Annotated in this window: 18 protein-coding genes; 2 read left to right on the plus strand and 16 right to left on the minus strand. The window is 51.5% G+C overall.

Going from position 1 to position 22,827, the window contains the following annotated elements; all coding sequences use genetic code 11:
• Nucleotides 1-64: 64 nt before the first annotated feature.
• From BM200_RS17940 to BM200_RS17970, 7 genes are all read right to left on the minus strand, one after another.
• Complete coding sequence (locus tag BM200_RS17940) at nt 65-1,687, minus strand: response regulator transcription factor (RefSeq protein WP_091187999.1); 1,623 nt, start codon at nt 1,685-1,687, stop codon at nt 65-67.
• Nucleotides 1,684-3,489, minus strand: coding sequence for a cache domain-containing sensor histidine kinase (locus BM200_RS17945; protein ID WP_091188001.1), 1,806 nt, complete (start codon nt 3,487-3,489; stop codon nt 1,684-1,686). Before BM200_RS17945 ends, BM200_RS17940 begins: the two co-directional genes overlap by 4 nt.
• A 179-nt stretch (nt 3,490-3,668) precedes the next feature.
• Nucleotides 3,669-5,405, minus strand: a complete 1,737-nt coding sequence (locus BM200_RS17950) for an extracellular solute-binding protein (RefSeq protein ID WP_425434580.1) — start codon at nt 5,403-5,405, stop codon at nt 3,669-3,671.
• 211 nt (nt 5,406-5,616) lie between these two features.
• Entirely contained in the window at nt 5,617-6,282 is a 666-nt protein-coding gene (gene bglS / locus BM200_RS17955; protein ID WP_425434591.1) for a beta-glucanase, read from the minus strand.
• A 140-nt stretch (nt 6,283-6,422) separates the two neighbouring features.
• Nucleotides 6,423-10,712: a carbohydrate binding domain-containing protein gene (locus BM200_RS17960; RefSeq protein ID WP_091188006.1), complete on the minus strand. Its 4,290-nt coding sequence runs from the start codon at nt 10,710-10,712 to the stop codon at nt 6,423-6,425.
• 132 nt (nt 10,713-10,844) lie between these two features.
• A complete protein-coding gene (locus BM200_RS17965; protein WP_091188008.1) occupies nt 10,845-11,723 on the minus strand; it encodes a carbohydrate ABC transporter permease in 879 nt (292 codons plus the stop codon).
• A 14-nt stretch (nt 11,724-11,737) separates the two neighbouring features.
• Entirely contained in the window at nt 11,738-12,622 is an 885-nt protein-coding gene (locus tag BM200_RS17970) for an ABC transporter permease (RefSeq protein WP_091188010.1), read from the minus strand.
• A 220-nt stretch (nt 12,623-12,842) separates the two neighbouring features.
• Between BM200_RS17970 and BM200_RS17975 the strand changes: the two genes are divergently transcribed.
• Nucleotides 12,843-14,549: a cache domain-containing sensor histidine kinase gene (locus BM200_RS17975; RefSeq protein WP_091188011.1), complete on the plus strand. Its 1,707-nt coding sequence runs from the start codon at nt 12,843-12,845 to the stop codon at nt 14,547-14,549.
• Between the two features lie 27 nt (nt 14,550-14,576).
• Entirely contained in the window at nt 14,577-16,202 is a 1,626-nt protein-coding gene (locus BM200_RS17980) for a response regulator (RefSeq protein WP_091188013.1), read from the plus strand.
• A gap of 61 nt (nt 16,203-16,263) precedes the next feature.
• On the opposite strand, the gene BM200_RS17985 is transcribed toward BM200_RS17980, so the two are convergent.
• From BM200_RS17985 to BM200_RS18025, 9 genes are all read right to left on the minus strand, one after another.
• Nucleotides 16,264-16,575: a hypothetical protein gene (locus tag BM200_RS17985; RefSeq protein ID WP_091188015.1), complete on the minus strand. Its 312-nt coding sequence runs from the start codon at nt 16,573-16,575 to the stop codon at nt 16,264-16,266.
• A gap of 135 nt (nt 16,576-16,710) precedes the next feature.
• Nucleotides 16,711-17,190 carry a DinB family protein gene (locus BM200_RS17990; RefSeq protein WP_091188017.1) on the minus strand — a complete coding sequence of 160 codons (480 nt, stop codon included), beginning with the start codon at nt 17,188-17,190 and terminating at the stop codon, nt 16,711-16,713.
• 20 nt (nt 17,191-17,210) lie between these two features.
• Nucleotides 17,211-17,732: a GNAT family N-acetyltransferase gene (locus BM200_RS17995; protein ID WP_091188018.1), complete on the minus strand. Its 522-nt coding sequence runs from the start codon at nt 17,730-17,732 to the stop codon at nt 17,211-17,213.
• 1 nt (nt 17,733) lies between these two features.
• On the minus strand, nt 17,734-18,105 hold the full coding sequence (locus tag BM200_RS18000; protein ID WP_091188020.1) for an iron chaperone: 372 nt from the start codon (nt 18,103-18,105) through the stop codon (nt 17,734-17,736).
• A gap of 17 nt (nt 18,106-18,122) precedes the next feature.
• Complete coding sequence (locus BM200_RS18005; RefSeq protein WP_091188021.1) at nt 18,123-18,839, minus strand: GntR family transcriptional regulator; 717 nt, start codon at nt 18,837-18,839, stop codon at nt 18,123-18,125.
• An 11-nt stretch (nt 18,840-18,850) separates the two neighbouring features.
• The gene (locus BM200_RS18010) at nt 18,851-19,870 is read right to left on the minus strand and encodes a sugar kinase (protein WP_091188023.1); all 1,020 of its coding nucleotides are present in this window, start codon (nt 19,868-19,870) and stop codon (nt 18,851-18,853) included.
• The gene (dagF, locus tag BM200_RS18015; protein ID WP_091188024.1) at nt 19,860-20,618 is read right to left on the minus strand and encodes a 2-dehydro-3-deoxy-phosphogluconate aldolase; all 759 of its coding nucleotides are present in this window, start codon (nt 20,616-20,618) and stop codon (nt 19,860-19,862) included. Before dagF ends, BM200_RS18010 begins: the two co-directional genes overlap by 11 nt.
• Nucleotides 20,611-21,723 (minus strand): DgaE family pyridoxal phosphate-dependent ammonia lyase, encoded by a 1,113-nt coding sequence (locus tag BM200_RS18020; RefSeq protein WP_091188026.1) that lies wholly within the window; start codon nt 21,721-21,723, stop codon nt 20,611-20,613. Before BM200_RS18020 ends, dagF begins: the two co-directional genes overlap by 8 nt.
• Entirely contained in the window at nt 21,701-22,810 is a 1,110-nt protein-coding gene (locus tag BM200_RS18025) for an amidohydrolase/deacetylase family metallohydrolase (RefSeq protein WP_091188028.1), read from the minus strand. Before BM200_RS18025 ends, BM200_RS18020 begins: the two co-directional genes overlap by 23 nt.
• Nucleotides 22,811-22,827 lie beyond the last annotated feature (17 nt).

The raw sequence follows: 22,827 nt of genomic DNA on the forward strand, positions 1-22,827 counted from the left end.
TCCAATGTTCGGTTATGTACAAAAAAACACCGCCACGGCGATGTTAGATAGCAATTCTATTCATTCAGACTCTTCTATGCTGGTCGCTATATTCGGATGGGGACAAGCCGGTGTAACTCTTGAACAGCTTGATGAAGTAGCTGGTATTCGAATAGCCGACAAGCGAAGCGGCATCGGCAACCTTGCAGCCGCCCTTTTTCAGCAGATCCTTCGCCTTCTCCATCCGTACCTGCATCAAGTATTCGTTATAATTCATCCCCGTTTCCTTCTTGAACAGTTCACTGATATACGTCCGGCTCAAATGAACATGATCGGCAATATCCTGCAGCAGCATATCCTCTGCATAATGCATGGCAATATATTCACATGCCCGTTCCACGGCTTCCCCGTATTTCGGACTTTGAGCGCTTATCCGTTCTTTGATCTGGCGTAACGTCTCCTTCGCCCATACGGACAATTCCCGGAACGTTTCATACCGCTGCACCTCGACATGAGCGTCAATATAGAGCTCTTCCAGCCTCTCCACCGGAACCCCTACCGTTCTGCCGCGGTTAACCGCAATATAGATCAGTTCAAGCACGAGGGCTCTTGCCTGCTTCGCCGAGAGCAGCTTGCCTGTCTCCACTTCATCCATGAGCTGCTCGATGAACTGGCCGGCTCTCGCCGTAAGTCCGCTCTCCAGGCAGCTCTGAAAAGCTTCGGTCCAGCCTTTCCTGTACAATGATGATCCGCCTGCACTGCCGCTGTCTTCATACCATGTAATACTCGGATCGCCATAGAACAGGTGACGGTCAGCTGCTTGAAGCGCCTCCGACAGCTGCTCGGGCAAATAAGCCAGCTTACTGTATACATGACTAATGCCGATGACTGCCGAGGCGCCAATAAACTTCTGCAAATGCTCGCTTGCCCGGCTCGCCAGCACTAACAGCGACTCGCGCTGCGACTTCAGGCCCGTATGGCTCGAATTGCACAGCATGATGTACAGATTAGGCTTATGCAGGAATGAACAGCCGTTGCCCAGCTCATGCTGCAGCGTCTCATCCAGTATGTTAATGACCGCATTTTGCAGCAGGCCTTCCTCCCGAATCCGGAAGGCGGATTCCTTGTCCTTGCTTTGGATAATTCCGACAGCAAGCAAGGAGAGATGCTTCTCGGACAAGCGGATCTGCAGCTGCCCCATCCGTTGTTCGAATCCGCGTGCCGTTTCGCGGCTGCCGGACAGCAGCTCATGGAAATAAGCGTTGCGAAGCGTCATCTGGCTTTCGTTCAAGCGGTACCGGAGTGCATTCATCTCGTTTGTTGTCCGGTGGTCCAAATCGATATCCTTCTTGATTTTCTGCAAAATCTCTTCCAGTCCGGCCAGCGTTATCTCGGCCTTCAGGATATATTCACTGGCCCCGAACTTCAGGGCATCCGCCGCGAATTGAAATTCACTATACGAGCTGAAGACGACGGACCGGATATGCGGCATCTCTTCCTTTAGGGCTTTGATCAGATCAATCCCGTTCATGCCCGGCATCTTGATATCGGTCACGACAAGCTCAACGGAATGGCTGCGGCAGAAAGCGAGCGCATCCTCGCCGTTGGACGCTTCGCCGGCAATCCGGTAGTCGCCTCCAGTCCGCTCCACGGTCATCTGGAACCATTCGCGGATCATCGGTTCATCGTCCACAATAAGAATATTCATCGCACACGCACCTCCTCCCATTTGTGAATAGCGGGAATCCGCACATAGACCGTTGTACCTTCCCCAAAGCAGGTTTCAAGTCTGATCCCATAGCTCCCGCCAAAATAAAGCTGCAGCCGTTCATGCACATTGCGATAGCCTCCACGGTGCACAAGCTTGCTGTCCTTATCTGCTGTTCCGGCCAATTGCTCTACTGCCTCCTGTTGCTCCATGCCGATTCCGTTATCCGAAATTTCAAAGAGAATATCCATGCCTTGTATATAGCCTCTCACCTTCAACTGACGAAGTCCTGCCGCCTTGCGCTCCAAGCCATGAAAAATCGCATTCTCGATCAGGGGCTGAAGAATGAGCTTGATCGTTTTGTACTCGTAAATGGCTTCTTCGAGCTCATACCGGATTTCCATCCGGTCTCCTTGCCTGATCTGCTGAATGTACAAATAATTACGCACCATCGCCAGCTCTTCGCCTATCGGGATAAGCTCGTCCTGCTTCGATATCGACTGCTTGAGCAGCTTGACCAACGCAACAATAACGGAATCAATCGTCTCCGGCGTATGCTTGAACAGCATAAAGCGGATCGAAGCCAGCGTATTGTACAGAAAATGCGGATTGATCTGCGACTGCAGCGCCTGAAGCTCGGCATGCCTTTTCCGCTCCTGCTCCAGCCGGATATTATCCAGCAGCTCTTCAATCCTGTCCAGCATCCGGTTGAACTTCCGGGTCAAGTTTCCGATCTCGTCCTCCGAGGTGACGGGCAGACGAACGGATAAGTCACCAAGCTCAACCCGTCCAAAATGGTTATACAGCCTTTTGATCGGAACGGCAAGCCTTCTTGCCATGAAATAGGAAGCAGCATAAGCAAGAAGCACAACAACGGCAAACACGATAATGACAATCTTCTGGAGCTGGTTGATGCTGGCGAGAACGGTTGCCGTTGGCGTATACGAAATCAGCTTCCAGTTCGTCTTGCCAATCGTCTGGAAAGATATCAACTGCTCCTCCCCGCCTTCCTTTGCTATAAAATAACCGGAATCATAATCCCGGATCTTATGATAATAAGGCCGTTCGGCCAATGACTGATCGAGCTGGTCCTTATGCGCAGAGGATAGAATCAGGCCATCCGTATCCACGATTTCGATCTCCTGGGCTTTATCAAGCGCGCTGCTGTACAGATCATTCAGTGAGCTTTCGTCCACGCTTACCGACACAATCCCTGTAGGTGAACCGCTTTCAAACCGTTTACTGATCCGTACCCCGTAGAACGCGGCATGGCTCTTCGCTCCGGTCAGCTCAGGCATCGGATTCGTTACCCATATAATTCGGCCCTGACCATTAAGGGCAGCCCGATACCACTCTTTCTCCATAAATGAACGGACAGGCGGCGGGTCTGCCGAAGGGTCCGCCGGAAATTGAAAGCCGTTCAGCCCGGTCAGAAGCACTTGAAAGCTGATCCGGTTAAACGAATAGATCGAGTTCGACAGCATATGGTCGAAGGAGGATCGCTGCATCGCATAGTCATAGCTGTCCGGATTATAGGTCGTCGTAAACGCGTGATTGACATCGGTACTGAGGTAAAACTGATTGGATACCGCAATAATGTCGTCCAGCATTCTGTCGGTCTTATCGGCGATCTGCCCAAGTGTCTTCAGGTTTGATTGGCTTACCTGCGAGGCAATGGAATTCTTCGAGATCTGCAGGGAGATGGCCCCGAACAGCCCAAGCGGAATAATGATCAGCACAAGCGAGGCGATCAGAAATTTGTTTTGCACGCTGCTTTTGCGGATAAACCAGTTCCATACCATGTGAAGTTCCCCCGTCGTTCATGTGAGTACGTTTTAAATAACCCCTACTATAGCATAAAAAGTGCAAATTGTTGCTGGTAACGACGGGACTACGCAAGGAGTGGGCACTGAGCAAGTGTTTGGGGAGGAAGCAGAAAAAGACCGCCTCTTCATAAGGAGAGGCGGTCATAAAATGTTTATTATTTTGTTCCGCCGCTGACGGATTGGTACCACTCGTTGACTTCCTGCGTAATTTTGTCGCCGCCGGATGCTTTCCATTTCTCAACGAATTTGTCGAAGGAATCAACCGGTGCTTTGCCGTAAATGATCTGGGAGAACGTATCCTTCTCCATCTTCGCCAGAATATCGTTGCTTGTTTGCATGGTTGCCGTTGGAGCGCCTGTGAACATTTGAGGCAATACCGAATCTTTCTGCTCCTGAACAACCTTCGCTGCTTCAAGAACCGGCAGTGTCGAACTTAATTTAAGCTTTTTCTCGAACGGTGTAGTGGCTTCTTCGCCATTTGCCAGCTTCGAAAGCACTTGCATGTTGAGGCTTGGAATGCGCGCTCCGTCGAACGTAATCGTATACTTCTCCGGTGCGTAACCGCCAGTGCTTGCTGCATCGGTTTTCACCTGGCCGTCTACCATGACCCAGTCATAGCCTTCTGCAAGACCGTTCTCGAACTCTCCGCCAACCTGCGGATTCGCGTATTGCTCGAACAGGTAGTTCTGATAGGCGAAGAACGCTTCCGGATGCTCCATCTCAGCATTAATCAGGACAACGCCGTTAGAGTTCGAAGTGCCGTGACGTCCCACTTTACCGTCAGGTCCCGCTGGCAGCGGATAAGCTTTGTACTGCGCGTCTTTATTATTCTTCTTCACATCTTCAAGCGGCCATGACGGCATCCAGTGAGGACCAACCACGATACCCGCTTTGCCTGCCGTAAAGTCTTCTGCTGCCTTGGTCTCGTCGTACAAGCCCGCTTCCGTCGGCAGGTAGCCTTTGCCCATCCAGCTTTGAAGCGTAGCAAGCGCCTGCTTCGAGCCTGCGGATACGGAGCCGTATTCCAGCGAGCCGTCTGCTGTTTTATTCCATTGGTTAGGCATGGTGCCGTAAGCGCCAAAGATCCAGCCTGCATCCGACATCCATGTATTTATCCAGTTCTTAAATCCGATAGCCAGACCATACGTATCTTTCTTGCCGTTGCCGTCCGGATCCTGATTCGTGAACGCATCCATTACTTTCTCGAGATCATCCAATGTTTTTGGAGCGGCAAGTCCAAGCTTCTGCATCCAGTCTTCTCGGATCCACATCACCGGGTCGCCATTGTATGCGTAATCGAGAATGGGAATACCTACGCGCTTGCTGTCCTCCATGTAGGGATACCATACTGTCGGATCTTCGTTCATCGCATCTTTCCATACCTGGCCTGCATATTTATCGAACAGCTCGCCTGCATCGATAAACCTGCCGGAATCGATCAGCTCTCTTACGAGGGTGAAATCGCCGCGGTACGAAATAATGTCCGGCATTTTCTCGTTTGTCGCAAGAGATAAACGAAGCTTCGTTTCGAAGGCATTGTTCGTCGAAGGAGCGATCCATTGGTTCTTCAGCTGAATGCCGAATTTATCTAGCGCCCACTTGGTATGAACGTTATTGTCTTGATCTTCACCGGATTTGAATTTTACATCCGGACCCCAAGGACGCAAATAAGTGATGGTAATCGGAGGATCGAATTTGACGTCTTTTGCTTCTGTGCCGGCGTTCGTGTTCCCGGCAGCAGCAGTATTGCTTGGTTCTTGACTTGCATCCGCATTGGCATTGTCCGGTGCATTGTTATTGTTGCCGCAAGCGCTTGTAATCGCCGTCAGAGACATCACTCCCGCGAGTACCATCGTAGGCAGCCATTTTCTTTTGTGTTCTTTCAACTGCATTTCCCCCAGTGCAATGTATTAGCTTACAGGACTTATATTAAGGAGTCGAACAACCCCGTTCTATACTAAGATTGCAACATCAATTGCACTTCTTTAGGATGTTGGAAATTGAATATGTATCTTGAAATTTTACTGTACCTGGCCTCCCGCTGCCAGCTGTTACTTTCTGCATAAAAAAGCGGTGCAGGTTATTCCCTGCACCGCTTTCCCATTAGTTGCTCGTATATTTCATCCAGTCATACTCCGCATAAAGCGGGTTGGCGCCATTATAGGCTCCAAGCCAGCTGTCTACACCGGTGCCGTTCCAGATGTTCATCATGATTTTGCCCGGGTTGCTTGGAATGTTGGACGTAGCCGTATGCTTCAGTACCCCATCCACATACCATTTAATCGAGCCGGCCTGCCAGTTGAACGCGTAAGTATGGAAGCCTTGAGAAGCATCAAAGCCGAGATCAACAACCTTCTCGTGACCGCCAACGCCGTTCGTAAAGTAATTGAACTGCACCTTCGTCGTATCCTTGCCCAGGAATTCAATATCGATCTCATCCCATGGCGTATCGTCAGCCGGACCGGTATAGGTGAAGAAAGAGGAGACAATGCCCGTATTTTTCGCCGGTTTCATGCTGACCTCGTAGAGACCATAGCCGTATTTGTAGACAGAACGGTACTCCGCGCAATTAAACACATTGTAAGCAGAGCTTGTTAAGCCCAGCTTTAGATGGCCGTCGCTTGTGAAGCTCACATTGTTCGCGCGCCAGGTGCAGTTGAACATGCCGCCATTCGAGTAGCCGTCCGCCTTTTGCCAGGTTGCAGGATTATAGTAGGTGAGCGGCTCCCAAAACTCCGTAGCTCCGTATGAACTCGAAACGAATAACATCGATACAATAGCCGAACCAGCCATAAGAAGTGATGCTTTCTTTCTCATAGAACACCTCCGTCTATAGTGGTAACGCTTGACCAGCCTGCCTTCCTTGGCATCCCCCCTTCGAACAAACACTCTCGATCTATAAAATGGCGTTAAATCGGCCCAAGATTGACCAAGCTAACGTCCGAGATCGTAATGGTCGTATTACCGGCGTTGCCGCCTGCAATATTGCCCATATCAAAGGAGACGCGGGAAGTATTGTAGCCCTCATCGGTCACGTCAAAGGTGAAGCTGTAGGTCTGCTCCTCTTCCGTCAAATCAACCTGCTGGCCAAAATAGCCATGCCAAGCGTAGCCTGCCGGAACGTCTACCCATCCGATACCGAGCCCTAATTTCCTTGCTGTACTTGCCTTCGCCTTAAACGCAAACGTATATTTATATCCCTGCTGTACCGCGAACCCTTCCTGGATCACCTGACGGTCCCATGAGTTATCGCCTACGGCGCCGATAGCTGCCTCAAGCTTGCCGTTATTTGCCGCAATCGAAAGCTCTCCCGGAGCGGCCGTGTAAGAGAACCAGCCCTCCAAGCCACTCTCAAAATTCCCGTTTTGCAGCAGGTTTACGTTCGTCGGCTGTCCTCCGCTGTCCGCAGAGGCATTCACCTCGTATAGCAGCACATTGTCAATGGAAACCGTATGCGCACTGGCGTTTTCTGCCGGATTGCCTAATCCGAATACAAGAACGGAAGCCGGATTGGAGTCGCTAGTCATGGTAAAAGAGTACGTATAATGCTTACGGTCCGCAGTAAGTTGAGCTGCATCCTCCAAATACTTGGAAAATTCGCCGCTGCTCTGCGATACAACAACCTGCACGTTTTTCGAGCTTGAAGCGGATGCATCAAACTCCAGCCTGTAGGTCTTACCTTTCTCGACATTTACACGGCTTTGCTGCAGCGTAGCGTCCCACCAGTTCACGCTTGTTCCCGGCAGCTCTGCCACAAGCTCACCTGTATCCGAACGGCTTATGGAATTACCGGACAGATCCCAGCCTTTAAGATCCGCATCAAACCCGCCGTTCGAGATTAGACTCGGAGACAGATCCACCCATAGCGTGTTATAGTCGTAGCCCTGAAATTCCAAATAATAATTATGTCCGGCTTCCAGCCCTGCAGAATCCAAGTAGATCGTTTGATAGTTCTGCCACCCGCCGGTATTGCCAAGATCATAGCTGGATTGCGAGACGACAGCACCGGTCTCGTCTTTTACGCGCAGATGGATTTGAGATTGCTCCTGTCCGCTCGCCACTCTCGCCGAGAATTGATACTCAGCAGCATGTTCTACACTAAACTTGTATTTCAGGGTATCTCCTTCATCCATATAAGCGACGTTTTTGCCGCCTTCACTTGCATTCTCCAGCTGCAAGCCTTGCATCTCCCATGCGCTGGCGGCAGGTATATGCGTATAACCCGAGACCGTAACCGGCTTGCCCCGCTTCACCAATCGGACATTGTCTACATAGACCTTACCGCTCTCGCCGCCAAACAGCAGCTTTAACGCAGCTTCAGCCTTATCCGTACCTTCGCCCATAATAGCTTCTAGCGAGTAGGTTTGCAGCGATGGGCCAAGCGTTACGGTATTCCCTCCCGGGAACGAAACCGGATGGTCGCTTGCCAGGTCCACCTTCATCTCCCGCGGCGCATCAGCTTTTGCTTCAAAATAGATCCCGTATTCGCTGTTCTTCTCAAGCATCAGCTCAGGCTGAGAGACCGTTACCGCGTCCGCATCAGCGCCTCCGTCTGCCACATCAACCACCAACTGCCTCTCGTAGACCGGGAAGGCCAGGAAGTTATTGACGCTGATTTGTGCCCCCGCATCAGGAGCAACCGTCTTCGACCAGAAGGCAAGACGATCCTTCCCTTGATCAAACGTACCGTTGTAGATCAGGTTGCCATCCGGCAATGCTGACCGTTCCACCGGTACTTCCGGCTGCGGAGAAGCATCGCCAATCTCAACAAGCTTTACGTTAGCGAAGTAGACGGTTGTCGCATTTTTCCCGAGGTTAAATTCAAATCTCGCATTGTTGTCCGTGCTCTCCAGCATGTCAAACGTATATTCATAGGACTGCCAATCTGTCGTCAGATTACTGGACTGCTCGCCGGAGTAATTTTTCCAGCTCTTCTCGAATTGATTGACCTTCGACATGATTGACCGGGCCGAATCGGCTTTCGCATCATAGGTGACTTTGTATTTCTTGCCCTTCTGCAGATAGACCGGCATCTGGGTCAGCTGAACCGAATAAATCTCGGTACCGCTGTTATCGATTGACACTTTAGCTGCTTTCCCCTTGGTCTCATCATCTACAACGGCGATTTGGCCAACTCCGCCAGCGTTCAGAAGGAACTGCCAGTACGGCGGTACACCGCTGACATCTGCCGATTGGTTGAAGCTCTCATTGTAGAGCAGATTGCCGTCTGCCTGCGGTTCACGCTTAGGAGACGGCTCCGGCGGATTGCCCGTTACATCCTCCCAGCTGTCCAGATTCTTGTATTCATACACCCGTACAAAGTCGACATTCATCTGATCCGCTGTAAAATCGCTGTTTGGAGATCCCGGCCAGTCGCCGCCGACAGCCAGGTTCAGAATGAGATAGAACGGCCGGTCAAACGGCGCAGGGTACGTATAGTAATCCGGCTGGCCCGGACCTTTCGTCTTCCAGTCTCTTACTTCATGATAGAGCTGGCCGTCGACATAGAAACGAATCACACCCGGCAGCCATTCCAGCTGAAAATCATGATAATCATCAGCGAATGTCTGGCCTTCCGGCAAGACATAGCTGCCTTGATCGGAGCCATGCGAGCCGTCCGCTTGAACGCTGTCGTAATGAAGCGTACCGAAGGCACGGTTCTTGTTCGCTCCGCCGATCAGCTCCATCACATCAATCTCGCCGGAAGCCGGCCAGCCGCCATAATGGGCTTCATCCGTCGGGAGCAGCCAGATTGCCGGCCACATGCCCTGCTGGACCGGAAGTTTGGCGCGGACAACAATCTTGCCGTAGGTCCAGTCGCCTTTTTCCTTGGTAATAAGCTTCGCAGAAGTGTACTCGCTGCCTTGATGCTCTTCCTTCTTCGCTTTAATGCTCAGGACGTTACGATCGCCATCCTGTTCGATAACGGCATTATTCGGCGTGTAATATTCGAGTTCATTGTTATAGACAACGCCGGTATCCTGGACGGTCCATTTGCTTGCATCGATTGCCGGTTGGTTAAACTCATCGTTCCATACCAGCTGCCATTCGTTATCCGCGATAGTAGTAGGCGGAACGGGCTTTTCACCAGAAGTTGCCGGCGGGTTTGTTGTGGCAGGCGGATTTGTTGTTGAACCTGAACCGAGTGGCATCTCCGTCCCTGCGGCCACGGGCTTGTCATTGACGGTAACACCGTCAGCGTTCACCCGAAGCTGTTCCACCTTACTGTCTTCCGACCATTCGAAGCTTGCTCGCTGAAGGATTTGCACTTGCCCCGCAGCGGTTCCGTTCCTGAAAACAACACGCACAGGACTACCCGGCTTGTTAATCGTGACATTGCCAAGCCTCGAGCTGTCAAAGACAACCGAGTGGCTTCCGCCGCCATTAATGACCGTCAAGCCTGTAACGGAAACACCATTAAGCGTGACGTCGCCTTCCTTAATCCCTTCGGCAAGCAGCAGATTGCCATTCACGGTTGTACCTTTGATCGTTACGCCGGTCGACCGAATAATGAGGTTGCCTTCGACTTGCGGGGCCTCATGCACACCTGGTTTAGTAATTAGATCCCCAATCATGCCGGACAGGAGAACGGCTGATTCGGCACGTGTAATTGGTGCCTTCGGCTGAAGCTTTCCGTTATAACCTTTCATGTATTTCTCGCCAACCAAATGAGAAAGCGCTTTCTCCGCATAGCCGGAAACAGCCGCAGAATCCTTAAACTGTTGAAGCGCTGACGCCGGTTCCGTTCCCGTCGAGAGCCCAAATGCCCGGTCAATCATCACGGCAGCATCTTCTCTAGTAATGCTCGCATTTGGTGCAAAATGTCCGGAATCCACGCCTTGGACAATGCCGGACCCGCTTGCTCGCGTAACCGGGTCATAATACCAGGCATCCGGCGCTACATCTTTAAACCCGCCTGTCTTCTGACCGGCAAATCCAAATACACGGTCCAGCATGGCAATAAATTCTGCCCGGCTGATAGATAGGCCTGGCTTAAACTGATCATTCCCGTAACCGCTTACAATCTCAAACGAAGCCATGCGTTCTACAGCGGATTTTGCCCAATGCCCTTCCATATCCTGAAACGCAGGCGCAGCAGCCAGCTCTTCGGCCTGAATTGTATTCCCGCCAATAAGCGGACTTAGGAAAGCAGCCAATAAACAACAAATTATCGATTGTGACAGCCATTTTTTAACCATTCATTGTATCCTCCTAAAAAGAATTGTGGAGCAATTTTTGCTTCGTAAGCATTGGCTAAAAAGAATTGTGGAGCAATTCTTGCTTCGTAAGCATTGGCAAGGCCGCGTTGACGGCCCCGCCCTTTGCAATGGCTACTCTTTTACCGCGCCGATAACCATCCCTTTAACGAAGAAGCGCTGAAGGAACGGATATACGAGCAGAATCGGAAGTGCGCCGATAAAGATTTGCGCAGCCCGAACGGTCCGGTTCGAGATGTTCTCGAGCGCCTTCGGATCGACATTAATTTTGCTGAAATCCTGTTGGACGATGATTGTCTGAAGCAAGGAAGCCAGCGGATAGTCCTTGATGTCGCGCATGTAGATCATTCCGTCGAACCACGAGTTCCACTGGTACACCATCGTGAACAGCGACAAAGTCGCGATAGACGGCATCGACAGCGGAATGAACACCAGCACCAGCGTCTTTAGCTGCCCCGCTCCATCCAGATAAGCTGCTTCTTCCAGCTCCTTCGGCAGACCGCGGAAAAAGTTCAGCATCAGAATGATGTTCCATACCGATACCGCACCGGGCAGAACAAGCGCCCAGATAGAATCCATCAGTCCAATCTTCTGAACGAGAATATAGCTTGGGATCAGGCCGCCGCTGAACAGAATCGTGAAGACAAAGATCCAGACGTACATCGAGCGTCCCCGGAAACTGTTGTCTTCCTTCGACAGCGGATAGGCAGTCAACAGGACAAGGACCATACCAATAATTGTTGCAAGCACAGTCCTAAGAACCGATACACCCAGTGAGTTCAGAAAGTTGGAATTGCCAAACGTTTTCTCATAAGCATCCGTCGTAAACCCGATCGGCCAGAAGCCTACGAGGTTCGAAGAAGCCGGCGCCATGCTGCTGAACGATACGGCCAGAATATGAACAACCGGCAGGATACATAAGAGCGACAGAAGCCCAAGAAACACATAGTTGCTGATACTGAAAATTTTGTAGCCTAGCGTTTTGTGGTACAAAATGGTGAACCCCCTTAGAAGACGCGATAATTCGCAAATTTATAGGCCATGCGGTAAGAAGTCGCAATGAGGATCGTAGCTACTACGGATTTGAATAATCCAACCGTCGTTGCGAAGCTCATCTTCCCGTTCAAAATCCCCAGCCGATAAACGAAGGTGTCGATAATATCTCCCTTCTCATACACGAGAGGGTTGTACAAGTTAAAAACCTGATCAAACCCGGCATTCAAAATATTGCCTATGGACAACGTTCCGAGCACGATCGTAATCGGCATGAGAGCAGGCATCGTAATGTGAATCGTCTGCTTCAGCCTTGTTGCCCCGTCCACTTCCGCTGCTTCATAAAGCGCCGGATTAATCCCTGCTAATGCAGCCAGGAAGACGATCGTTCCAAACCCGAATTCCTTCCACACATCACTGACGATCAGCGTGAACCGGAACCAGTTATTATCTCCGAGGAAGAAGATGGAATCAAAGCCAAGTGCCGTAACCGCCTTGTTCACAAGTCCTCCGTCAGGGGCAAGAATATCAAGCAGAATCCCTCCGAGAATAACCCAGGACATGAAATGCGGCAGATAAACGAGCGTCTGCGTAACACGCTTGAAGGCCATCAGCCGAACTTCATTCAGCAGAATCGCGAATAGGAACGGGACAAAAAGCCCTGCCGCCATTTTGAAGAAAGCAATCACTAGCGTATTCCAGATCACCTGGCCAATATCGGGATATTTGAACAGGAACCGGAAGTTGTCCAGCCCTACCCATTCAGACCCGGTTAACCCTTTCCAAGGCTTAAAATCCTGGAACGCAATAACGATGCCGGCCATTGGAACGTACTGAAAAATAATGACAAGCACAAGCGCCGGCAGGAGCATCACGTGCAGGGGCCAGTTCCGTTTCATGTTCCAGCTTTTCCTTGAAACACGGCGTTTTTCTTGTGTGGCGGGTAGTTGTACAGCTGTTTCTTTCACCGCGGTATCCTCCATGATCGAACAAATTTTTTACTATGCGAGGTCGACCTGACCTTGTAATATAACGATTATAGCAACGCCGATTTTGGATCTATATCCTAATATTGCAACAACGATATTGATATTTTAACTATCTTAGGGGGGCTTCTACTTGCTGCTGCGCTTCAATGTTTTTACGAAAATTTCACTTCTCGTGCTGCTTTTGCTCATCCCGGTACTCTCCCTGTACACCTATTCCAACCGGGAAAGCGTGCGGGTAATCGAGAATGAAATCCAGAGCGGCACAACGAATCGTTTGTCCTATTTCGCCTCCCAGGTCGAGTCGAATATCTATCAATTATCCCTCTATGGCGTATCCATCGGACAAGATTCCAGTATTCAGGAATTTCAGCGCCCGGACTTCAAGGGGCAGCCTTATGAGCGAGTGAAGCTGAGCGTGGCGATACTGGAAAAAATGAATCTGTACAATGCGGCAAGCAAATGGCATTCCACGATTACGATTTATTTTCCGCGTACCGGAGACGCTCTCTCCACGGAATATTACAATACGATCACTTATCAGGAGGATACGTTCACGAGGCCCTTCTCCAAGAATTGGGAATACTTGGGCGACAGCTTCGTCTGGTACGCAACAGAACCAACAACAGCGATGTCAGATCCCCGTCATGCCAGGCTCATTACGAAAATCAGCTTTCCAATCACTCACTTGAAGACGATGCTTGACCAGAACAAGGTAAATAACAGCGGTGATCCGTTCCTGTTCAATGCCAGTCAGGGTACGATCCGGAACAGCTCCGCCAATGGAGACACCATTTCCCTGCTGTCGCAGCAATTGAAGGATTCCAGGATGGGCGGCAGCGGAGGATTCCGGGCCGAGCTGGGTAACACGGAGTATTATGTCTCGTATATCAAATCAGGCAGTCTGGATTGGTATTATGTGGATTATGTGCCGATGCAGCAGATTCTCAGCCCGATTACGAGCAGCCGGAATTTGTTTTATATCTCGATCGCGGTCCTGCTGGTCATGAGTATCGCGGTTGTATTCGTCATTTACCGAAGTGTTCAAGTTCCCCTGCTGCAGCTTGTCCGGGGTACCAAAAGACTGTCATCCGGCGACTTCTCCGTCCGGCTTCGCCATTCCGGCAGCAACGAATTCAGCATTCTGCTAGGGCGTTTCAACATCATGGCCCAGCGGATTCAGGAACTGATCGAGAATGTGTATGAGGAGAAGCTGCGGCGTCGGGACGCGACGTTAAAGCACCTGCAGTCCCAGATCAACCCTCATTTTCTGTACAACTGCTTGTTCTATATCAAGAACATGGCGCGGATGAAAAATGAAAAGGCCGTCGTGGCCATGGCGTTAAATTTAGGGGAATATTTCCGCTACATTACGAGGTCTGAGAATGATGTGGCAACGATCCGCGAAGAGCTGAATATGGTCACGAATTACTTGGAAATCCAGTCTCTCCGGCTTGAACGGATGCGATTTACGATTGAGGTGCCGGATGATATATTGGACAAGTCGATTTCCCGGTTAACCCTGCAGCCGATAGTGGAGAATGCGATTATCCATGGATTAGAGCCGAAGGCGGAGAACGGCGAGATACGCATTCGCGGCTATGCGAAGGATGGCTTATACCGATTGATCGTAGAGGACAGCGGAGTTGGCATGTCTGACGAGGAAATCCAAGATCTGCAGCTTAGTCTGACCAAGCCGCTTGACAATAATATGGGCTGCGGAACATGGAACGTGCATCAAAGACTGATGTATCTGTTTGGAGAAGAAGCCGGCTTGTCCTATTCCCGCTCGGAATTAGGAGGAGTCAAGACGACCATTACCTGGAGTGAAACAAGGTGAATTAAATAATAGAGTAGGTGAAGCAGCATGTTACAGCTCTTGTTGGTAGATGATGAACGATCTGTTGTTGAGACCCTTGCCGAGACGATTCCTTGGGAAGAGTGCGGCATTACCGTTGTTCACGAAGCGTTATCCGGCCCGATGGCCCTTCACATTATGGAGGACCATCAGATCGATATTGTGATCACGGATATCCGGATGCCGGGGATGTCCGGTATTGAGCTAATAACGGCCATTAACAGCAAATGGCCTCATGTGAGGACTATTCTGCTTACCGGCTATGCGGATTTTGATTATGCCAAGCAAGCGATTGCCCAGAATACCTTTGATTACCTGCTGAAGCCGGTAAGCGACGAGGATCTGGTCGAATCCGTTCAGCGGGTTGTGAAGCAAATAAAGGACAAATGGGAGGAAGTTGCTTCGTATCAAAAGACGCTGTACACCTTAAACGAGAATCTCCCCCTGCTCCGTGCCAATACGCTTAATGAGCTGCTGAGAGGAAGCCATTCCGCCGCGCTTCAGGACAAGCTGAAGCTGCTTGAGCTGCCTTTTGCAGACGGAGACAATATCTGTCTGATGCTTATTCGGATGGAAGAGCGTTTTGCCGAAATGCCTGGTCAGGACTCGGCGCTTATGGAGTATGCCATCTGTAATATAGCAAGTGAAATGATGCAAAAAGATTATTATCTCTGGCATGCGCGCGATGCCCATGATTATATCGTGCTGATCGTCAAACCAAAGGATTCATCGAAGGTTGGGGCTGATGCCAAGAGTCTGCTTGAACGTTATGCGGCGCTGATTCAGACGAATGTTCAAAGTTACCTCAAAGGGGCTATCTCTATTCTTGTCGGTGGCTGGGGCCAGTTCCCCGGCCAGACGAAAGAAATCTATGAGCATGCCGTCACCTCCATGCGCAGGAAGATGGGCCACGGAAAAGGTTTGTTCGTAACCACCCAAGACACCGTTGAGACCGGAGAGGTTCATACAAATTGGTCTTTGTATGAGCCGCCTACTCTGATCAGCCTTCTGGATGCAGGACGGTTCGAGGATGTCGAGGCCAAGATCCGTCATATTTTCCGCGATATGCTGAATAAGGACAGCGGTCAGGATGTATCGGAGCAGCTGATTGAAGCTTATCATGTGCTGGCGGGGGCTTTTTCGTATATCATTCACAAGAACGGAAAGACGTTGTCTGCGGTACTGTCAAGCGAGGCATTGAAGTTTTTCCATGCGCCAACGTATACGACTGCGACGCAGCTGATGGACTGGTCGATCCGCATCCTGCAGGGCATCCGGGAAGATGCGGAGAAGGAGCTGAAGGATAATCACAGCTCGATTGTCCGCATGGTCCGGTCGTTCATCGATCTGAATCTGGCGAAGGATGTATCACTGCCTGCGATCGCGGATCATGTTCATCTGCATCCAGTCTATCTGTCGAAAATCTACAAAGCAGAGACCGGCGAGCCGCTGACGGAATATGTTTACCGGCTGCGGATGGAGAAAGCAGCGTTCCTGCTTCGCACAACTCCCGCTAAAGTGTTCGAGGTCGCCGAGATTGTCGGCTATAACAATACCGCGTATTTCATCCGCGTGTTTAAGAAGTTTTTTGATGCGACTCCCCAGGAGTATAGAGACGATGAAGGTCGGGGATAAAGCAAAAAAGACCCCGAAGGGTCTTTTTTGCAGCGGCTACTGCTGCCGTCCCGCAAAACGACTAAGTAGTGTCGCTGTCGCCTTTTGGCTTGAATCGTCCGATAATGTCCCGCACATACTTGATTATGATGGATAAGCCGCCTATAAAGAACAGGGTAATCAGCGTCCATTCCGTCGGGTCCAAGTTTACAATCGATATAAGGAAATATAGAGGATATACGTAGAATAGAATGTCTTTTAGATAAGGAAGAAATGATGTCTTGAAGCTTCCCTCCCAGAACGACTTGGAAAAGGCTATCACGAAATCGATAATCATAAATCCGAAAACGCCCCAGAACGTGTACTTAATCCAGTCGACAAGTGTAAATGTCACTTCATCATCACCACCTTGCTACACCATATGCTTGGAAAGGTGACATGTTGATTAAAGCGCCCGGAACTTCTCGACTGGATTGTGTGAAAATTGACAAATTTCGAAACAAAAACCTAAACGGTTAAGGAGGGTTCCTTACGGACGGTTAGCCGCAAACCTTTTGAGCGTATTGATCGCATTGAAGTGGATGCCTTCATGGTACAAGGTATAGCTTAGAAACTCCCCAATAGTGCTTAAGGTCAAGCCGTTCCCTGTTGTAAGCGGGGATTGGACCTGCTCGTCCAAGCGATCGTGCAATTTTTTCTCAATGCGTACAGGCTGCTCGGCAAGCAGCTTCAGCAATTCATCGAGCGTTGGAAGCTGCTCCTCCTGCCAATCCGCGGGCTTTGTTCCTTTGGCAAACCACCGTTCAAAGTTGTCCGGCAATTGAAGGGGCTCACCTGCAAATTGGAAAGCGAATTTTTCCTGGATAACAAGGATATGGCCCAGATTCCATCTGATATTGTTGTTAAAGCCCTCCGGAATGTAATCCAGTGCTTGTTCCGACAAGCCTTGCGCTGCTTTAATCGTAACTTGGCGTACAAACGCGAGATGATTAAGTAACGTTTTGCTCATATAATCCCTCTTTTCTCGTTTTACACTTCGATCCAAAACCTCCGGATGACATTGCCGCTCTCTTCCACGAAGCTCTTGTCTTCTACTCCGCCATTGTTCAAAATCGTCTTGGCCGAGGCCACGTTGCTCTCATCACAAACGACCAGAACACGCTGAATGCCAAGCTCTTTGGTCTTCTCAAGCGAGTGGGCCAGCAGCTTGGTCGCATACCCTTTCCTTCTGGCCGTTGGACGGATTCCATAACCAATATGTCCGCCCCTGTCCATCAGCCAAGGCGTTAGATCATGCCTGATATTGACCGCGCCAACAATGGTGCGGCTGCCTGCGGCAAGCCAATATGTCGTGTCCGGCACCCAGCCATCTTGAAGGCCAATTCCGTTTGAATGATCCTCCAGCCATTGAACCATCGCCTCAAACTGAGAAGGGTCCTTCTCTACGACCCAGGGAACAATATCTTCTCCGCTTGCGATCCACTCCTGATAGAAGTCCAGATAAGGCTCCATCCATTCCACAGAAGGCCGAACCAGATACACGTCCTCCATGCTACTTCTTCCCTTTCTCCCGATTCTCCGCCGCCCGATATTCGGTAATCCGTTTAATCAGCTCATACGGAATCGGTTTATTCAAAGGAAACTGCACCGAGCCTTTTGCTCCTTTGTAACCAGAGAGCTCTTCCTGAAAAGCACTGATACCTCCAGCCGTCGGATAGAACCCGATATGCTTTTTGAAAGCCGCATAATAAACCAGGTTTCCATTCAACTCAAAGGCCGGCATCTGGTAGCTGATCTTTTCCTTCGCATCCGGCGCAGCCGCCCTGATCACTTCCCTGATCTTCGTAAGAATGGCCTGTATCTCTGGCGAGAAATCCGCAATATATTCATCGATGGAGGTATAACCTGTCTTATTCGCTTCCATGTCGGCTCCTTTCGCCTCTACACATCATAATTGACAACATAAGGCTGCATGTCCGTATTATAAAAGCCAACGCTATACTCAATCAACTCATCATCCGCTCCATAAGCAAATCGGGAACGCTTCAGCAATATGGCCTGCTCCGCAGTTATTCCCAGCGCTTCCCGCACGGTCCCGCAGGCCGGTGAAACGGCAAATTCATCGCGGTAGTGTTCTGGTACAAATCCGCGCTCCTCCAGCCAGTCGTATAACGATTGGATAGACAGATCATTTGCGCTATCCGCATAAAGCCCGGCCTGCAGATAATGCGTGTAATGAATATAAGGCTTTCCGTTCAGCAGATACAATCTCTCTACCTTTAACGCCTGCGGGCCAAACAGCCGGTACGGCTCGGTTCCTTCCTCATTATCCGAGAGTCCTGCACGGAGCAGCTGCTTGCCGATCTGATGCCCCTCCTCTACCAGTACTTCGGTGAAACGCTTCAGCTTGGACAGCTTGGATGACGACGTATTGCGGACCACCCTTGTGCCTTTGCCGCTGCTCGTCTCCAAATACCCTTCCTGCACCAGCGCTTTGATCGCATTGCGTACCGTTATTTTGCTCACCTGGAATTCCTGCTCGAGCAGGGGCTCGGAAGGAATATTCGTGTCAACCGGGTACACGCCGTGCAAAATCCGGTCCTTAATAATACTCATGACTTGTATGTAAAGAGGCCTGTTATTTCGTACTAATCTCATCTCACCCGTACCTACCTTTCTATATCGGCAGCGTCATCCTCCATCGCTCGGCTAATATCCCGCTCCGACGACATCGGCGTATCTCCTGCGGTCGTATGCGCGAGTACCGCTGCCGCAGCGGCGAATCCAACGGTTTGCTCCGGCGCAAAGCCCTGCAGCTCCCCATGAATAATCCCGCTTGTATAAGCATCGCCTGCACCAATCCGGTCATATACCCTGAACGTCCGCTCCGGTGAAAAAGAGAACTTCTGCTCCTTGTATAGAAAGCCGCGCAGCGAGTGGGTATGATCGGCATTTACAGTACGGTGCGTACCTGCAATGACGGTAATTCCATATTGGCTGGCTACCGCCGGGATCAGCTCCTTCAGCTGTTCCCCACGTACCGCTGCCGATGTTGACATCCCCAGAATGTGAACGGCATCCCGCTCATTCATCATAACGGTATCTGCCAGCTGAAGCATCCGCTCGTAATGCGGCTTCGCTGCGGAATAGCCGCCTTCCCCCCATAAAGCCGGACGGTAGTTGCAGTCAAATACAATGAGTCCGCCGTGCTGCTTTACAGCCTCGGCCAGCTTGCGCATATGAAGCCGGACGCCGTCATTCATGGCAAGCGCAATGCCGCAAAGATGAAGAACGTCAATCGCCTTCGCCAGCTCCTCGTAATTATACGCCTCGGCAGGAGCCGTATTAAAGCTGCTCTCCTGCCGGTTCGTATAGGTGACGCGGCTCGCACGCGATCCGAAGCCGTTTTCGAGAAAATACATGCCGATGTACCGACCGCCCCGCTGGAGCAGATCCGTTGCCACCCCAAGCTTGCGCAGATTTGCCATAGCTGCATCGCCAAGCGGATTATCCGGCAGCCGGGTAACAAGCGAGGCGGGATGGCCGAAACGCGAGAGCGCCGACATGACATTAACGCCTGTACCCGAGAACGAATAAGCCAAGCTGCCCGCCTGCGCCAGAAGCTCGTAGCCCGGTGTCTGCAGCCGCATCATCACTTCGCCAAAAGCCGCGATCCGCTTAGCCGCCATAATGGTCAACCAGCTTTTTCATCGTTATCAACAGCTCCTTCACGTCTTCCACCTTGGTTGCACCCGTTGACTTATCAATGATCGAGGAATAAACATGCGGAATAACCTGCGGTACGCCCGCTTCGAGCGCAATACGAAGAATCGCCTCAAAGTTCTCCTTGTCGATGCCGCCTGTCGGCTCAAGCGCAAAGCCTTCCTCCGCACATGCCCTCGCCACCGCACGCAGCTCCTCTTCGCAAGCCAGGCCGTTCATCGGGAAATACTTCAGCGCATTGCCGCCCATGTCGCGGACAAGCGCAATCGCCGCCTTCACCGGCACAATCGCATGATCCCGCTGAGCAGCGCTTGCCGGCCCGGTCGACAAATTCACATAACCTGCTTGTCCGGTCGGGGACACCAGGCTGTTGATCCAGCTCCCCCGCGCTCCCAGGTTAGCCCTTGTCGCACCCACCGCCGGAAATACCTGATTTATATGCGTACCTCCATATTGCTTTGCGATCTCCGCTACAACGGCTGCCTGACGGTTATCACCGGCACCGAGACCAATCGATACGGCATCGTCAATGGCAAGACCGTATTCGCGCATCGCTTCCACCGCTGCCTCCACGGTCGGATAATTTTTGGACAAGACGCCAACGAGCACATATCCTTCCGCTGCTTCAAATACGTCCTTCGCATTGCCGATGCTTCCCGCCAGCACATTTAGGGCGGCGCGCCCTTTATACAATCGCTTCGTCATATTAGACATTCGTCCGACCTCCTGCCAGCTGCCTGATTCGAGCTTCAATAACATCCATATCGTCGCCCATCAGCGGACGGGGATCGATATCGAAATAACCTTGCTTCACGCCATAATCCCGGGTATATATTGCGATTTCACCTTCGCGCAGCCCATCATTAACAGCCTTCGCCGTTGTGCCTGACAAGGAAGGATCGATCTGAACACGCGCACGGAAAATCGCCCGTCCCGCTTCGTCCTGCACGATCGCCACCTTCACGCCGGGCAGCCTGCCGAGCGGAAGAAGCTTGCCAAGCGATGCCTTCTCGAGCTCGCTGTTGTCCGGCTTGCCGCGGTATTCCTCCAAAGCCTGCAGAAGGCCAAAGGATGTCTCCTTCCCAACCTTCATGCTGCGGCCGATGCCGTGAAGCTGCATTTTCACCCATTCGACGTATTGCCGCTTGCCGCCAACAATGCCGGAGGTTGGTCCTTCAATCGCCTTCGAGCCGCTGTAGATGGCAAGATCGGAGCAGGCGACGTATTTCCATAAATCCTCTTCCGCCGCCGCATCAACAATCATGGGAACCCCCCGCCTCCGTGCAACTTCCCAGGCTTCCTCTACGCTGATCATGTTCTTCTGCACGGCATGATGGGATTTCACGTAAAGAATCGCAGCCGTACGCTCGTTAATGGCCTCTTCGATATGCTCAGTTTTGCCTTCGTTCGCATAACCAGCCTCAACCAGCTTGCCGCCGCCGAGGTAGACCATTGTCTCAACCGGTGCACCGTACTGCACGTTATGACCCTTGAGGATAATAATCTCATTCTGTGCGATCGGCTCCTGATGAAGCTTCTCCGTCAAACGCCGATTTCCTCTCGTTACGAGCCCGGCAACGGATAGCGCGATGCCGCTTGATGCGGAGTTTACGACCACGGCCGCTTCCGAACCGATAATCCCGGCGATATAGTCGCCTGCCTTATCGACCAGATCCGCGATTTCCACATAGCTCTGTCCGCCTTGCTTCATCGCCTCCATTACGGAATCGGTTGGTGCAGATACCCCCAGAATGCTCATTCTCCCGCTGGCGTTAATAACCCGCTTTAATCCGTATCTAGCATGTAAGGTACTGTCCATTTGTATAAACTCCCCTCGCCTGAATCGTTTGTACGGCTGTCCGTATTTCCCCTTCGGAATCAATAAGCTCCGACGGATGGTCCGCCACTTCGAACAAGGTCAGATTCGCCGGCTCTCCGACCTTGATACGCCCAAGCTCCGGTCTGCCCAGCCATTCGGCTGAACGGCTTGTAACCGCCGGAATGATCTCCTCGAGCTTGTAACCCAGATGCAGAAACTTCGTCAGAACATGGGACATGCTTCGAACCGGACCATTCAGCCGGTTTCCCCGGTAAATGTCGGTACTGATCGTATCGAAGCTTATGCCGGAACGCTTCGCCATCTCCGCTACTTCAAAGGAGAAGCTCGCCGTCCCATGCCCGACATCCAGGCGCACGCCTCTTGCCCTTGCATCCAGCAAGGCTGGGATCGGCTCACCCGCCGCATCGAACAAACGGTTGTCCTGCTTGCCGTTCAAATAATGCGTGATGACATCCCGCTCCTGAAGCAGCGGCAATATTTCCTCAACGCCCGGCGGCCTTGACCCGATATGCACCATCAGCGGCAGCCCGCATTCCCCGGATAACCTGCGCGCGATATGCAGCGGCTCGAGGCCGTTTGGACCAATGACGCTGCCGCTCATTCTCGCTTTTAACCCCACGATAAAATCCCGATGCCGGGTGATAGCCTGCAGCGCCTCTTCCCGGTCAATCCAAGGCAGCTCCGACAGCTCATCGATCCGTTGCAGCCCGATACGGGACACGTTAAGCAGCGCCAGCACTCTCGTCCTCGCCTGCTGCCCGCTTGCTGCCAGCTCATCAATCCGGTCCGCGCCGCAGCTTCCCGCATCTACAATGGTTGTGACCCCATGCTTCACGCCAATCTCATCGATCTCATCCCCATACGGATCCAATCCGGGAACAGCATGCACATGCAGATCGATCCATCCGCTGGAGGCATACATCCCGGTACAATCGATTACCTTGCCGCCGCTTGCCGTGCAGGCCCCGGCCAGCTCTGCAATGCGTCCATCCGCTTCTACAACAATATCAGCCGTTTGCGGGCGGTCCGCCAGCCTGACATTCCGCCATATCGTCCGTTCTTTCATCCCGCCACCTTTTCACC

The organism is Paenibacillus catalpae (assembly GCF_900112695.1).
Taxonomy (GTDB): domain Bacteria; phylum Bacillota; class Bacilli; order Paenibacillales; family Paenibacillaceae; genus Pristimantibacillus; species Pristimantibacillus catalpae.